The sequence below is a fragment of the Affinundibacterium flavidum genome, assembly GCF_014284175.1.
Classification (GTDB): domain Bacteria; phylum Pseudomonadota; class Gammaproteobacteria; order Burkholderiales; family Burkholderiaceae_D; genus Undibacterium; species Undibacterium flavidum.
Window position 1 is genome coordinate 208,725 of record NZ_JACOGA010000002.1, and the last position, 16,095, is coordinate 224,819.

The following is a 16,095-nucleotide window of genomic DNA, read 5'->3' on the forward strand; positions in this document are numbered from 1 at the left end:
TTTTGAATCTCCGGTGCTCGCTGTGCTCTAGCACAGGTCCGCTCCTCAATTCAAACTTCGACCGCTCGCGACAGTTTTGCAGAGGTCTCTTTTCAGTGTTTCAAACTCATATTATTACGTAGTGTAACAAATAATGTGAATTGTAGTCTGTTTATCAAATATGAAGTGAGGCGTAGACTGCTTTCATCGTGAATCGCCATTCACCTTATTAAGCAAAAACGCAATTAAATGCGCTATCAAAAGCGCAATCACAGATTATTGATCAACAAAAGGAAAACATCATGCAAACCACACACAAAGCCGTTCGTATTCATCAATTTGGTGGCACCGAAGCCTTGTCTTATGAAGACGCACCTGTACCCACCATTCAGCCTGACGAAGTGCTCGTCAAAATCCATGCTAGCAGTATCAACCCAGTGGATTGGAAAGTGCGTGAAGGCTATTTAAAAGACTTTATTCCACATACGTTCCCATTGACCTTGGGTTGGGATTTTGCCGGTGAAGTCGTCGCCGTCGGTGCCAATGTCAGTGACTGGAAACCTGGTGCTGCAGTCTATGCCCGCCCTGATATAGGTCGTGATGGCGCTTATGCTGAATACATTGCTGTGCGTGCCAACGAAATTGCCGCCAAGCCCGCCAGCATCAATTGGCAAGAAGCCGCCGCAGTTCCCTTGGTTGCCTTAACCGCGTGGCAGTCTTTATACGAAGCCGCGAATATACAAGCCGGTGAACGTGTGTTGATTCATGCGGGTGCTGGCGGTGTTGGTACGTTTGCGATTCAGTTAGCGAAGCTGCGTGGTGCCTATGTGATCACGACCACTTCTGCAAAAAATAGCGATCTAGTCAAAGCACTGGGTGCAGATGAAGTCATCGACTACACGCAAAGCGATTTCTCCACGCTGCGCGATATTGATGTGGTATTTGATACGATGGGTGGCGAAGTCCAAGACAAATCGTGGCAAACACTGAAACGCGGTGGTCGTTTAGTCTCCATCATTTCTCAACCTTCAGAAGAAGCCGCAGCCCAAGTCGGCGCAACTCCCCTATTTTGCTTCGTACAACCGAGCGCAGCACAGTTGCAATCGTTGGCGACATTGATCGACGCAGGCAAAATCAAGATCATCATCGACAGCGTTTATCCCCTTAAGGATATCGCCGCTGCACATGCTAAAAGCGCGACTGGTAGAACACGTGGCAAGATTGTGATACAGGTGAGTGCATAAGTGGTAGCGAATGCCGTTCCTTTAAGCTCTACATGTCTAAGTACGAATAAAGCTCCTTCCCCCGCAAGCGGGAGAAGGTTGGGATGAGGGGGATTCAGTTTCGCGAAATATCTATTTAGTGTCGCAAAATTGATCGACCAGAACCCATCCCCATCCCAGCCTTCCCCTTGAAGGGGAAGGAGCTGTATAACACTACTTTCCCGCTATCGCTATAGCAGCGTCATTTGTAAAAAATAGTGGTTACGTGAGCAAGCAGTAAGCCGCTTTAATTTCTCATTAGACCCAGCCCAACGAAAACGCCTCACTGTTTTGCGCTAAACTGAGCGACATTGAGTGACACTAAGCGACACTAAGCACCGCGTCTCCTTCGCCCTTTGAGCGAGCGGGGCATTTTCCTAAGCGAAATCTATGACCAACAAAATGACCATCGCCAACGTCGCCTACTTAGTACGCGACTACGACGAAGCCCTCAACTATTTCACTCAAGTACTGCGCTTCGAACTCATAGAGGATCGTCAAATCACGCCAGACAAACGCTGGCTGGTAGTCGCTCCGGCTGGCTCTGCGGGCGCCAAACTACTACTGGCAAAAGCCTCAACGCCAGAACAAATGTCCCATGTCGGCGATCAAACTGGCGGGCGTGTCTTTTTGTTTTTAGAAACCGAGGATTTTTGGGAAACCTATAAACACCTAGAATCGCACAAGGTCAGCTTCACAGAAAAACCACGCGAAGAGGCCTACGGAACCGTGGTGGTATTTGTGGATTTGTATGGAAACAAATGGGATTTGATTGGGCGTAGCTAACTACTCAAAGTTTTTAGGCAAACTCCCTTAGAACTTCCATCCCAAAAATAGTCCACCAGTTTTCAACGAATCTCTTCATTACTCTGAAGCCATGCCCACTATCCTAACTCACGCAGTCGTCCCTTTAGCTATCGGCCTCGGTTTGAGCCAAAGTGTCATTTCGCGGCGCTTGCTCGCTTGTGGTATTGCTGCTTCCATGCTGCCCGACTTAGACGTGATCGCATTTCGATTAAATATCGCCTACGCCGACACTTTTGGCCACCGTGGTGTTAGTCATTCAATTTGTTTTGCTCTATTAATTGGCTTGATCGCCATGCTATTTAGTCGTCGCTTAAAATCATCACCATTGATTGCTTTTGCATTTGTCGCTGTAGCGACGGCTTCCCACGGCATGCTGGATATGTTCACAAATGGTGGTTATGGCGTTGCGTTTTGGTGGCCTTTTTCTGCTGAAAGAATATTCGCGCCATGGCAAGTCATCGAGGTATCACCACTCAGTCTGCGTCGGGTATTTAGCGAACGTGGTTTCAATGTCTTAGTTTCTGAAGTGGTTTGGGTCTGGCTTCCGGCGATAGGCAGTTATTTTGTGATGCGTTTTCTCCATCGTCATTTCTCCAGTAAGGCAGCCAGTGTCGATGCTTAATTAGGCTGACATCAATACCATTTCATCTGCCAATGATGACAAACTTCACCAAGCAACTAGTCATCATTTCTTAGAAAAAAGCAGATCTGCAATCTTGCCGTACTGCATCCTTCATATCATTCAACTAAGAAAGCCTGTTTTTAAGAGATCTTTACGATTTCTTATCGCGCATTATTCGCTAATATATTAATAATTCAAAATTAAATTTTCGCGGTATGAACTTATGATTAGTTATTAGATTCGTCTTAATTCATATTAAATTCGTCTTAAATCCAGTCACAAATCAACACCTATATTCGTGCACTTTTGAGTGCGTTTGGATCTATCTAAACGCATCTGTTTTTTTGGATAATCGCTGTTTGAGGACTTGAGCATGGCATCTGCATTGATCAATACGACGGAAGAACTACAAAACTGGTTTCACCAAAGTGGCGTCAGTGATCCTCTGCACACGTGCATCGGCCCCCTGCCTTTATCTAAAGCATCGCTAGGTCGCTGGTCTTGCAATCGGCCAGACGAACGGATTCATTCGAATTTTCCTCATCCTGATTGCTATCGAATTGCCGTCATGCTGGCACCTTTGGAAGCCAGGATTTGGGATGCGGGTAGCCCGATCTGGGGTGGCATGATCGCAGCGAATCGCTTTCGGATTTGTCCGCCGGGTGAGTCGGGAAGTTGGCGCAGGATGAGCGCTTGCGATATTGTGAATATTTTTATTCCCATTACTTTTGTCGATCAGTTCGCTGCTCTGCGCGGCGATCACAAGCACAACTCTTTAACGGCAACTTCGTTCACGCACGATAAGCAAGTATTAGAACTTGTACACCAGATGTTAGACGCCCGCATTATTGCAGGTCCTTTAGCGACGCAAGTATGCGACAGCGCGATGACGATTTTGGTCAGCTATTTATTAGAGCACTATAGCAAACCGCAGTTACAAGACGAATCATGCGGCGTATCTGGCTTGTCAGGATTATCGGGTGCCAGACTGCGTAAAATTTTGGCCTTTATGGCTGAGCATCTGGATGCCATGATCAGCAATGCGCAGCTTGCTGCCATCTGCAATATGAGTGAAGCGCATTTCTCACGCGAGTTTCGCCGTGCGATGGGATTGCCGCCGCATCAATACATGATGAAGCTGCGTTTAGAACATGCCTGTCTGGCTTTATTGCAAGAAGATGCCCGCATCGTCGATATCGCTTACGAATGCGGGTTTAATAATGCCAGCCATTTCACCCGTAGCTTTGCTGCGCAATTTGGCATGCCGCCAGCGCAATATCGTATGCAAAGGCGATGCGCAAATTGAGTCATCACTAAGTATTTTTATCTGCCCACGCTGCACGCTCTATGTGGCACGGTGCTAGCAAGAGATGTGATAATTGTTCAGGGTCATTAGTTTGCATTTGTGCCGAAAATTCAGTCAAGCGTGCGTCTTGCGCAGCGCTCAATTGCGCAATCAGATCACGCGCCACTTCGCGTGCAGTTGGACGACCTTCCTGATAATGTGGACTGCCTTTGTAATGCGAAAGTAAATGTTCGCGGTGATCCTGATACAAGGCACTGGCTTTGGTCGCTTCAAGCCTGGCTTGCTTGGCAGCGATTTCGGCATCAATTTCGGCATCGGTCTGGCAGTAGCGTTTTTTCTCGGCATCATCCCAATGTGGCGTATCGCCATGCTGTTCGCGCAGTATCGCCATCGAGCGAGAATCAAGATCAATTTGTGATTGGGTGTGTATGTCTTTAAACACGTGCACCAGATTTTTACCTTCGCCCTGTGTGCCTTTGTAACGCATATCGGATGCGACCCGCCGTGGATTGAAACGAAACTGGCGACTACAAGTGAGTATCAGGGTATCCATTAAAGCGGCAATTTTTTTCGGGTTCATCGATGCGTCCTTGGGTTGGATGTGAGAGCAAAAGTCTCACGATTATTTTTCTTTTGAAACGAGCTTCACTTTTGTGGAACCCTTACTTTGAATCGTTATCCTTAACTTTATATGGAATCTTTTCGATGAGATGCGCGCCGCCAATACTGCAATCCAAAATATAGCGGCAAGCCAACGACACCTAAGACCGTTACCCACAGCATAGATTCGGTACCAACGCCAAACCACGCCCAGATGCAATACGCTGTCGCCAAAGATGCACCGATCGGCAAGCCCCACGAGCGCTTGCTTTCGCCGGCGAGTTTTTCTTGGTGCCATAGTTTGATCAAACCAATTGCCGCGAATAGATAGAGTGGCATATTTGATGCCGTGACCATCACGCTCAAAAAGGTAAAGCCCTGCGCCAGACTGCGGCTGTAGTTCATCGCAATCATCAGGCTGGCGATAATGCCAGTCAGGATCAAAGCCGCTGCCGGAGCGCCGCGACCATTATGCTTTTTTAAGCTAGCAGGAAATACTTCATGATTTGCCATCGAGACTGTCATTTCGCCCGCAATCATGGTCCAACCATTCAATGCACCCAAGCCGCTAATGATGACAAACAAAGCTATCCAGCGCCCGGAATCTGGCGTCAGATAGTGATGAAATAAATCGACGAAAGGCGCATTGGAATTAACCAATTCAGCTTGCGGCAGTAGCAATAAGGGAATCGCCGAGACACCGATATAAATCACCGCCGTCACTATCGTGCCCACCATCGTGGCGCGTGGTATCGTAGTTTCGGGATGGTCCACTTTACCTGCGGGTATGGTTGCGCTCTCCACACCTAACATCGCAAACAAAGCGATGGTGCCAGCAGCAGCGCTAGCTTCCAACGATAGCGGCGTGGTCGGTAACTGAGCGACATACACCGAAGCATCGGCAAGTAACATATACAAGCCTAACATCAGCACGGCCAACATGGGCAACAACTTCAGCAAAGTTGAAATCAATTGCACGCGCCCAGAAGTCTGCAAGCCACGCAAATTGACCAACACAAAAAACCAGATCAACGCTATCGCCGTGAGAGGTGCCAGCCAGGCAGTATTTGCTAATACTGGAAACAGGCTACTTAAATATCCGACGATACCGATGGCCAGAGTCGAATTCGTAATGCACACCGAAACCCAGTAACACCACAAAATAAAGAACGCAAACACATTGCCGAAGGCCGCGCGAGTGTAAGCATAGGGGCCATCTGCTTGTGGCAAGGCGCGGGCAAAACGAGCGAATACCTGTGCGATAAAAATACAGCCAACTAAGGTAATTCCCCAACCGATGAAGGCATTAAAACCATACGGCGCGAGTGAGGCGGGTAACATGAAGATACCCATGCCGATCACATTCCCGATAATCAGCGCGGTGCTGGTCCAGAATCCTATCGGCTTAGCATTTATTGTCGTCATCGTGATGGATCTCATACTGAACGCCATCAATGTTTGAAAGTATGAAGGGATGAAAGTATCAATGGCAGTGCGGATCATGCTACGTGGTTCACCGCTGCATCGCTAGTAAATACTGTATCTGTGCGTAGCTTGCTATCGATACTGTCGCATAACAAGCTGATTTGTTGGCTATTCGCATCAGCTTTTGTTTTTATTGAAGGATGTCTTCGGCTCTGTTCGCTGAAGTTCGTCCAAAATCACCAAGCAAAAAAGACAGTCAATGCGAATTCATATAACTGCCTATCCAGTCTTACTCTGCGCTTTTTTGTATGCAAAATGCTTATTCAGGCAGTTGTATTTTGATCGCCTGTTTACCGTCCCAGCGTTGATCAAACAGGGTCTTGCCATACAAACGCACCTGCACTCTTTGCCCACCGGCTTTGCCACCCTTATTCCTAGTCGTAATGATGTCCAATCCTTGCTGAGTGTTGTCATCGGCATCGGCATTTACATTGGTGCCAACGCCAAATGCACGAATATTTTTTAATGCCATCGATGGCCAAGCTTTTGGTAAGCGTGGCGTCATCGTAAAACTACGCAAACCTGTTGGCTCAATTCCAAATAAACCTTCGGTGATGGTGCGGGCATACAAGGCGCTTTCGGCGGATAGATGTCTTTGATTACCTTCTGGCCAGGCTTCTATCGCGTAAGGAATGTGTTCACCGAGCAAACGGAGGTTCGAGTAATAACGGAAGTAAGGCAGAATTTTTTCCAGCTCGCCCATCTTCATCAAACCACGGAATGCGTATAAGGTAGAGCGATCCCAATAGGTTTTGGAACCTGCCTCACTCAAAAGACCATTCGCTGACCAAAGTTGCGGTGAGAGCAGCGCATCGACGGTGCCAGCTTGCCGTTCTGGCATACCAAACACCAAGGGCAAAGCAATCCAGGCACGCAATTTATCGTTGCCTTCGTAATAGCGATAGGTATCAAAGCCACCCACCTTCGCTGAAAAGTATTGATCAATTGCGCGTCTTTGCCGCTCAGCCTCGTTCCTCAATGTTTGCTGACGCTCAGTGCTGTCGGTTAAATGCATCGCGCCAATTAGGCCGCCGTAGGCTAAAACATTGGTACTGAGATTGGCTTTACCAGCCGGAAAACGTCCTTCTAATTCGTCACTATCGGAATGGATAATACCGGCCGCATCGCGCTTTCTGCGGGTGAATTCTAAGCACCAATCGATCAACGGACTCAATTGTTTAGCGATGATCGCATCGCCCTGCGCTAAGGCGAATTGACTAGCACCATAAGAAATCATGGCGCAATCCCCACGGTCGCCAGCACCGTCCCAATAACCACGACCTTCGGCAATGATTGACGAGGGAATCGGGCGATAGTCGGGGTTCATGAACTGGGCAAACAAACGGAAGCTATTGATGGCAGATTCCACGCCGCTGGCATCGCCCAAATACGGGAAGAAAGGATTCGCATATTCTGCCTGATCGTTAGCCCAAATCGCTGCGTAGTAACGCGTACCGCCAGGGCCATGCAACAGTCCGCCACGGGTCGCGAATATACTTTCAGCGGCCCGGATTTTAGCAAAATCAAACATCGCATTTAAAGTTGGTTCTGGCGTTTCTAACACCAATTTACTACGCCATTCATGCAATTTTGATTGACGTTTTTTTAGCTGCTCTGCCACGTCGACATACACCATTTCATTCGCCAGCCGTGCGCTGTAGACCACATCCAATACGGTGATGCCGCCGTCTTTTAATTTACCTTGACGTGCTGGGGAATTAGCTTGAATCACATAGGATCCGTGCGTACCAGCACTAGCGGTTGTCGTTTCGATTTTTTGTAAGGCCGCGAAATTAAATTGCAGCGGCTTGCCACTACGATTTTCTAAAATCAGACGTTCGATCAAAGCTGGTTCATCTGGTGCAGGTGACAACAAGCGAGTCAACTGTACGCCATTGGCTAACTCAGACACCAAACGTAACTGACCATCGAAATGCACACGTTTCAATTTCTCTGGCTGAATATCACTGCCATTAATACTGAGGTGCGGTGAATCGGGCAATGCAAATTGGCGCATCAGGCTGGCATGCGTATCATCGGGAATGGTGCGTAACATCGGCCATACCACAGTACGCTTCAATACCAGATTGGCCTGCGCATCACTACCATAATCGATCACTGCAGAAACCTGACGTCCGCTCATTTCTAATTGATCAGTGTGAGCGTCTTTGACTTGCCAGGCGAGACTGCCATTTTGCAATGACCAACGTGCTTGAAATGTCGGAATATTCGCTTGCGCGCTAGCTGATGTTGACCATACAAAACAACTTGCAACAAGCAAACTAACAGCCAATGATGTTTGAGAAGATAGACGCATGAGTGGTATGCCTCGTGTACGACGAAATAAATGGAAATATGGATCCCTACGCCACGGTAAGGATCCCTTCAACTACAACACAGATTAAAACATTAGGACTTACGCAAAATTGCGCTGGCTAGGCGTGGAGCCGAAGACAGTGCAATTGCACGACGAGGCGAACACAACAACGCCAGCGTCTGTTTTGCGCAAGTTCTAAACAATTATAGATCCAAGCGCAGCATCACTACACCATGCGATACGACATCTGCAGTAAAACTACCCTTAGCCTTGGCTAAGTTTTTCTTTTGCCATAGATCACGTACTTTCATACTCAATTGTTCTGGCAAATTCAGCATTTCCCAATCGACGGTAATGGCTTGCGTTTTCAAACTACGATTGAGTAAAACCACCGCTCTGCCGCCACCTTTGAGTGGACGCGCCCACACTTCCAGATCACCATTCTTGAAAACGCGCTTGCCTTGGATACCGAGCGCATCTTGATCAATCGCGATCACCTCTTTGTTAGTCAAAATGAACTTGGTTTCTTCTGACATATTCGCCAAATCATTACCAGCCATCAATGGCGCTGCCAGTATCGCCCATAAACTAAAGTGCGATTTATATTCTTCAAAACTCATCTTGCCATTGCCGACTTCTAGCATATCAGGATCATTCCAATGTCCTGGTCCAGCGTAGATTTCTAAGCCAACTTGCAGATCGAGAATATCCATCACACCATGCTCGAAGGTGCGTATGCCTTGCCAGTGATCATAAATATCATCGGTGGTGCGCCACAGATTGCCAACATTTTTGCCCCATTCCCAAGGCTTGTGTAAGCCCCATTCGCAAATGCTCAAGACGATAGGCCTGCCCGTTGCGCGCAGAGCATCGCTGATATTTTCATAGGTCGCTTTGGCGTTTTGATCGTAAGTCGAACACCAATCGTACTTCAGATAATCTACGCCCCACTCCGCATATTTTCTGGCGTCTTGATACTCATGTCCAAGACTACCCGGACGTTTACCACAAGTTAAGCTACCGCCGTCTGAGTAAATGCCGAATTTCAAACCTTTAGAATGAATATAGTCGCCCAAGGCTTTCATACCGGATGGGAAGCGCACCGGATCAGGCAAAATATTACCGTCTTTATCGCGCCCGACTTGCCAGCAATCGTCGATCACGATGTACTCGTAACCTGCATCGCGCATACCATTACTGACCATAGAATCGGCGGCTTGTTTAATCAATGTCTCGCTGACATTGCAGCCAAACTTGTTCCAGGTATTCCAACCCATAGGCGGCGTCAACGCCAGCCCATTACCTTGCCGTGGCGGGCGCGGTGGCGCAGCTTCTGCTTGCGCTTGCTGCAGCGGCATAACACTACTCACAATGCTGAGTAGTAAGCAATAAATTAAACGCTTCATCTTGTTGTCTCTGGTTAGTCAGTGATTATCACAATGTGTACAGGTTCTACATGGCTCGTAACGCAAGCTTAAAGGAGACAGCTAGATCGTATTTATGAATTAATTCCTCACTGCTATATGAAACTGGAATAACAAGGACAAGAGCGACTTGTGTAAATTTTCAATCAGCCGATCATAAAAAGAAGCAAGCGCCCTTCCTCCCCCCAACCACCCCGTAATGCTGGGTGAAAAGAGGGGGCGCAAGCATATATGAACTACTTATTTAGGAGGATAAGACCGCGGCTTCTGCGACAAGCGCTCTAGCATCAGCAAGTGCGCAGCGCTCCAGCTGAAATTACTTGCCCCTTGCGTGCGCCCAGTCAATGGATGATAGTTTTCGCGAATCGAAGCATCGCCTTGCAAACCCATCGCGCCACGCATGAATTGTTGTTGTATGCGCTGAGCTTGTTGGTGATAGCCATAGTTATGTAAGCCAACTATGCCGAAGTAAAGTTGATCTAACCAGACCCGACCACGCCAATAACTTTCAGGGTCATAGGCGGGATTACTCAGTGCCGCCGTCGGTAAGGGAACTTGCGTCAGAAATTCGCGCGGATTCATCATCGTTTGCATCACCGCTTTAGTCTGCGCCTTGCTGGCGGCGCCTGTCCAAAGTGGCGACCATCCCTCAGGACCACGCCCGCGTTGGCTTAACAATGTTCCCTGACAAGCGTTACCTATTTGATTCTCAGGCTTGGCGTCGATCTGCCTGTCATAAAAAAATCCGGTTTTTGCATCATAAAAACACGCTTGTATCCTCAGTTTCAATTTTTGCGCTTGCACTCGCCATTGATGCGCGGCAGAGCGATCCTGCAAAGCGTCGGCAATACGCGCTAGCAGCATTTTTTCCTGATACAAGAAGGCATTCAAATCGACCGACTCTTGATTGATGGAATACCCTTGCAATGCACCTTGGGCGTCGCGGTTTTCAAACACCCTGACCTGCCAGTCAATTCTGGCTCGTGCTAAATTACCTTGATAATATTGATCGGCATAGCGTTGCAAGGCAGGGTCATCAATAAAGCCAAAGCGGGCGGCATTATCCATCCCAGATTCATAGGCAGCAGCTTCTTGTACAGGCAATTCCAATTGTTGATACGCGCGCTTAGCTAAGATGCTTTCATAGGCAGAAATTCCTGCGCAATCATACATGCCGTCAGTCTGTTGACGACATGCTGGCAATCCCGGATCAGCAGGTAATTTGACCTTAAATCGTAGTTGCCCGTCCTTAGTAGTATGGATAGGGTGTACTGTCGCTCCATATTCGACTAAACCGTTTTGGTTATGATCGCGATTGCGATACCACCATGTGTGATATGCCTCTAAGCGCGGGCGCATTTCGCGCAGCCAATTCAAATCTTTTGTTTGCTGAAACAATTCCCACACTGCCCAAGCGGCCAAGGGTGGTTTGGAATTGCGCTCATTCCAATGATCACCATCGCCGCCACGCGCAGCATCCTGATTACAAAAAACCGTATCGATCAACATCCCCGCATCTTGTGGGCGCAACGGATCTTGAGCGCTGATCTGATAATCAAACATAGCGCGCATCACGTTTTTGCCTAGCTGCGCATCAACCGCAGCCAAGGCATACGCATGTTTCCATGAATCCCAAGCCCATGCGCCGTTAAACCAGCGTGCCGTCGTCGATGGCACCACAATATCGTGCTTTATTTTTCCGGCCGGCGCGCGCCAGTTCGCAATCAAAGTCTCGAATGCTTTAGTGCTTAAGGCCGTTGCAGGCAACTTTGCAAGCCACTGCGACCACCGCAATTGATTCTTACTGATCAATTCCTCCGCACGGGCAAACAAGTGGGCAACGTCGACATGCGGCGGCACATCGTTCGTCAATTGATAACGATAGATACTATAAAAAACCGTGCCAGCGCCCGCCGCCAATGGCGCCATGCGCATCTCGCTTTGATAAGATTTATCCTGCACAGAAGTTTGTGCTGGCAAGCTGCGTATGATCTGATAGCTGGCAGCGCCGCTAGTCATCAGATTTAAAATATCGCGTTGTCGACTAAATGCGACTTTGATGCCGTCGGGTGTTGCACTCAGTGTTGTTTGCCAATCGGGAAAGCGTTGCGCCACGGTCTGCCGTTTATCCCAAGACGTCATCAATTGCCCCTGCCAATGCCATTCCAATTGCATGCGCTTGGGTGATGTATTTTCCAGACGATAGCGCACGATGGCGTCATATTGATTCAGAAAATACAGATCCAGATGCACCCGTAAATTCTTCCATTCTATTGTTTGTCTTAACTGACCTGGGCCACTACTTTGACTCAGCTGCGCTCGCGCGAGATCAAACTGCTCACCTGTGAGACTGTCTCTGATCTGAAAGCGTTCCAGCGCATCGGCCAGATACAAACTGTATTCTTCAAAAACCAACAAAGGCCCGGGGAAAGTTCCCGCAAACTCTGCGCGGTCTGGCAATAAATAACCGTGCCAACTACCTGCATCGAATAAAGGATTGAATTGCTGATTTTGATAGTGATCAAAATCTTGCATTGCGGTTGGCAAGCCAGTGCGATTCAACACTTTATCTGAGGCTTGCGCAGTACCAAAGAAAACTAAGAGGATTAATACAAGTAACTTATGCCGTCTCATAAATTTGCACATATTCTTATACACTTTCTTAGAAAAAAATATCTTAGCATTTTGCTGCGCCAAACACTCCACCTGCAAAGCGAAAAATGATCGCATCACAAAAATCAAGGCGTCAAAAAGAAGGGGCTGACGAGAACGCCAGCCCCAAAGCTACTTGAGGAGTAATACGGAAAACCTATAAAAAAACTAATGACAACACTGATGACTAAAAATTAGAATTCATAACGAGCGTGCAAACTCATAGTCCGTGGCGGCGCGAATCCGGTTGGTATTTGATAATTCAAATTCAGACGATTGCCACTAGGTTGGAGAGTGTCTTGACGACTATAGTCACGATTTTGTGCGATCTCGGTCACCGTGCGAGTATTAAACACGTTGTAGATCTTCCATTGCAAAGTCAAGGTGCTGTTATTAGCTAACTTTTTGATATAAGAAAAATCAAGATTGAAAGATGTCGTCCATGGCAATAACTTGCCATTGCCACGGTGGCCCAAGGTCGTCACACCTTGCTCATTCAAGCAGTAGTAACTAGAACCGGATGTATAACCACCAGATCCACCTTTCGTCGAGCCATCAGGACCATAAAAATCTTTCACTGTCGGAGGAACATAGCCTAAACAACTAGTTGGGCGACCAGAAGCCACATCCAAAACACCACCTACACGGAAATTATCGTTAATCGCATAGTTACCATTGAGTTTAATATGGTGAGTACGATCATTTGCGGTCCGGCCATAGGCACCATGCGTAAAGGAACCAAAGTCGAAGTCTTGCGACCCAGCTGCATCATCTTGCTGCAAGTCAGATTGTACAAAGCCTTCGGCCGTACCTTCTGTGCGTGACCAAGTATAGGAACCTTGTACACCCCACTTACCATCAAATGGATGTTCGAGTCCGATTTCCAAGGCTTTATGGTTACGCGTATATTTCGCCAAACCTAAATAGTTATTTGGAATTCTGACTGTCTGCATTTTTCCATCATTATTCAGATCGAGTGCCAAATTCAAGTCATTACCTGGGTTGACCATCATGCAAGTTGGAATCGTGCCAGGATTGAACTTGGTATAGCCATTATCCTTCGCCCATTGCGCGATGCCACCAGAAGAGCAATAGTCATCCATACCATTTTGAACCTTACGATACACGCCCTTCACACCGATAGTCCAATCTTTAGTCAGCGCTTTTTGGAAACCTAAAATCAATTCATCTTGTGACATAGGTTTCAATTCAGTATCTGCCAGTGTGGCTGGATTTGGCGCCTGCAAACTACCAGTAATAATCGATGAGCCAATTTGCGGCCCCAAAGTCAATGGCGCGAGTGTCTTCGGATCTTTTCCAGAAAAACTATAAAATTGACCTATCGTGTATTCAGAGTTACTTGCGCGAACACTGATATTGGATGGCATTGGAATATAGTAGCGCCCAGCATTTCCATACACCTTCATGCTCGCATCGCCATTCACATCCCACACTGCGCCCACACGTGGCGCAATCAAGTTATCTTTTTTCAAGAAACTAATACCATCGGCATTTTTATTGTTGAAAGCTTCAGAACGCAAACCGCCAATCAAAATCACATTTTTAGCGATCTTCCAGTTGTCTTCGACGTACCAAGCATTATTGATGACTTCATAAGCACCCGTGGTAGTTTGGTAGTGGCGTACGCGAACATATTCTGAACCATATGGCACGGCATTCGGCACACCGTTGACAGAGCCATCACGATTTGTTTGGTCATAATAACGATAATAAATTCCGCCACTATAGGTATAACCCGCATTGGTTGAAACAAATTTTTGACTGTCATAACCAGCACGCAGTGTATGGCCGCCAATATTGTATTCAAGATCTAAACGTTTTCCTTTACGACTGTCGCCATCATCAGGCGCTTTCAGATCGCGCACCGTCGGATGATTCGGATCAAAACAACCGCCCTGCCAAGCATTATTATAGAAAATTGCAGGGCATTCGGTGCCGAAGGCTTGAGGGTCAATAAAACGTGAACTATTTTGAGTGCGTCCAATTTGCGCGGACAAAGTCAAATTATCAGTCAAGTAACCCGTGTATTTTAAGACCTCAAAATGATTCTTATATTCAAGCGAAGTCGGCGTCGCTTTACCTATATGAGTTTGGCTGTAATGGACCGGATCGACTTGATTGCCATTCGCGTCCAAAGTGGCGTTATATCCAATATTATTACTTTTTCCGCCTGCTTCAATACCTGTAAATTCGAGGCGGTGATCATCAGTAATTTGCCAATCCAGTTTCAACAATCCTTGAGGAGAATTATTTTGAAAATGGCTACTCCCTGTATTGCCGTAGCCATCAGAGTTAACACGATTCGCCTGCAACATTCCAAACATGAACAGTTTGTCTTTAATGATCGGGCCACCCGCGGTGACGGATGCGTTTAAACCACTACCGCGATTTGCGGGATTTGTATAATAAACGTATTTATTGCCGTTCTTAATATCCTCTGGTTCACGGCTGATAACAACCTTGTCATCTTTAGTATTTAAGCTTGACGATGAATAGGATCCGGTAACGCCAAACTTCCATTCATTGGTACCGCGTTTGGTCGTTGAGTTGATAATGCCGCCCATAGAACGACCAAATTCCACACCATAACCACCCGTCTTCACTTGCTGCTCGTTGAGCGCCTCAAATGGCAAACTAAAGAAGGTCATCATCTTACGAATATTCGTCACATCAAAGCCATTGATGTAATAACCGTTTTCAGCCACAGAAGAACCACCGAATGATGCCAAACCACCGAATCCACCAACACCTTTCACCGTGCCTGGCGCTAACAAAGCAATAGAGGTCGCGTCTTGTCCCACTGGCAGTGCGATCACTTGTTTGTTGGTGTAGACCACGTTCGATTCTGCACTGGAAACGTCGATCGGACTACGCACACGAGAGCTAGTCACAGTCACAGTTTGCACATCATCTAATCGCACTTCCGTACCAGTACCAATCACAACCTGCACTTCACGGGTCACGCCACCAGAAATCACTTTATAGAAACCGGTTGGCAAACGCGGGACGGTGAAATTACCATCGTTGCCAGCCTCAATGGTGCGGCTCGTACCGTTTTCCAAATTAACGATTTGAATCTGTGCCTTTGCTTTGGCATGACCAAAAATAGTACCGTCGGCATTTTGTGCATGCGCGAATCCCGCGAAGCACAAACCGATGGCGACACTGATCGCCTTTCGCTGCAGGCCTTGTGTGAAAAATTTACTCTGCGTCATAAACTTACCTTACCAAAAAGTTGAGGGTGATTTGAATTCATTCAGTGCAGTCTTATGCTGAGACTTTGTGCGACTTTGTAGGACTGGTCAGTGACCAGCCTGATTGAACTCTTTATTAATTTTCAAAATTATTTGTTTTGGGGCGTGATGTATCGATCAAGCGCACTGAAATTCACCCCTCTAAATCTGCAGAAGTACTAATACCACTTATAAAAAAGCAGATTTTTCGAAATGAATTTATATGGGCCTAGGCGCCATGACACTCCACGAAAAAACTTTAAACGAGTGGAGATAAATATATTTATGAATAAAACGGTGGAAGCTATTGCATTTTGGAATAGCTAATCTTTGGCACTCTGATAGCAGGTTTTCAGCACTATCCAATGAACGTGGTGAAAATCAAAC

10 protein-coding genes are annotated in these 16,095 nt (G+C 47.1%); 4 read left to right on the forward strand and 6 right to left on the reverse strand.

Annotation, left to right across the window (positions count from 1 at the left end):
- Positions 1-281 precede the first annotated feature (281 nt).
- The 4 genes from H8K55_RS02740 to H8K55_RS02755 all read left to right on the forward strand — a co-directional run bounded on the left by H8K55_RS02740 (position 282) and on the right by H8K55_RS02755 (position 3,976).
- On the forward strand, positions 282-1,223 hold the full coding sequence (locus tag H8K55_RS02740; protein ID WP_186940488.1) for an NADP-dependent oxidoreductase: 942 nt from the start codon (positions 282-284) through the stop codon (positions 1,221-1,223).
- A 408-nt stretch (positions 1,224-1,631) separates the two neighbouring features.
- Positions 1,632-2,027 (forward strand): VOC family protein, encoded by a 396-nt coding sequence (locus H8K55_RS02745; protein ID WP_186940489.1) that lies wholly within the window; start codon positions 1,632-1,634, stop codon positions 2,025-2,027.
- Between the two features lie 91 nt (positions 2,028-2,118).
- Positions 2,119-2,670 (forward strand): metal-dependent hydrolase, encoded by a 552-nt coding sequence (locus H8K55_RS02750; RefSeq protein ID WP_186940490.1) that lies wholly within the window; start codon positions 2,119-2,121, stop codon positions 2,668-2,670.
- A 373-nt stretch (positions 2,671-3,043) separates the two neighbouring features.
- Positions 3,044-3,976, forward strand: a complete 933-nt coding sequence (locus tag H8K55_RS02755; RefSeq protein ID WP_186940491.1) for a helix-turn-helix domain-containing protein — start codon at positions 3,044-3,046, stop codon at positions 3,974-3,976.
- A gap of 7 nt (positions 3,977-3,983) precedes the next feature.
- Here H8K55_RS02755 and H8K55_RS02760 read toward each other — a convergent pair whose 3' ends face one another.
- The 6 genes from H8K55_RS02760 to H8K55_RS02785 form a co-directional block, all read right to left on the reverse strand.
- Positions 3,984-4,556: a hypothetical protein gene (locus tag H8K55_RS02760; protein WP_186940492.1), complete on the reverse strand. Its 573-nt coding sequence runs from the start codon at positions 4,554-4,556 to the stop codon at positions 3,984-3,986.
- Positions 4,557-4,663: 107 nt separating this feature from the next.
- The gene (locus H8K55_RS02765; protein WP_186940493.1) at positions 4,664-6,001 is read right to left on the reverse strand and encodes an amino acid permease; all 1,338 of its coding nucleotides are present in this window, start codon (positions 5,999-6,001) and stop codon (positions 4,664-4,666) included.
- A 319-nt stretch (positions 6,002-6,320) separates the two neighbouring features.
- On the reverse strand, positions 6,321-8,378 hold the full coding sequence (locus H8K55_RS02770; protein ID WP_186940494.1) for a glucosidase family protein: 2,058 nt from the start codon (positions 8,376-8,378) through the stop codon (positions 6,321-6,323).
- A 203-nt stretch (positions 8,379-8,581) separates the two neighbouring features.
- Positions 8,582-9,784, reverse strand: a complete 1,203-nt coding sequence (locus H8K55_RS02775) for a glycoside hydrolase family 27 protein (RefSeq protein WP_186940495.1) — start codon at positions 9,782-9,784, stop codon at positions 8,582-8,584.
- Positions 9,785-10,042: 258 nt separating this feature from the next.
- The gene (gene ygjK, locus H8K55_RS02780; protein WP_186940496.1) at positions 10,043-12,436 is read right to left on the reverse strand and encodes an alpha-glucosidase; all 2,394 of its coding nucleotides are present in this window, start codon (positions 12,434-12,436) and stop codon (positions 10,043-10,045) included.
- Between the two features lie 212 nt (positions 12,437-12,648).
- The gene (locus H8K55_RS02785; RefSeq protein WP_186940497.1) at positions 12,649-15,690 is read right to left on the reverse strand and encodes a TonB-dependent receptor; all 3,042 of its coding nucleotides are present in this window, start codon (positions 15,688-15,690) and stop codon (positions 12,649-12,651) included.
- Positions 15,691-16,095 lie beyond the last annotated feature (405 nt).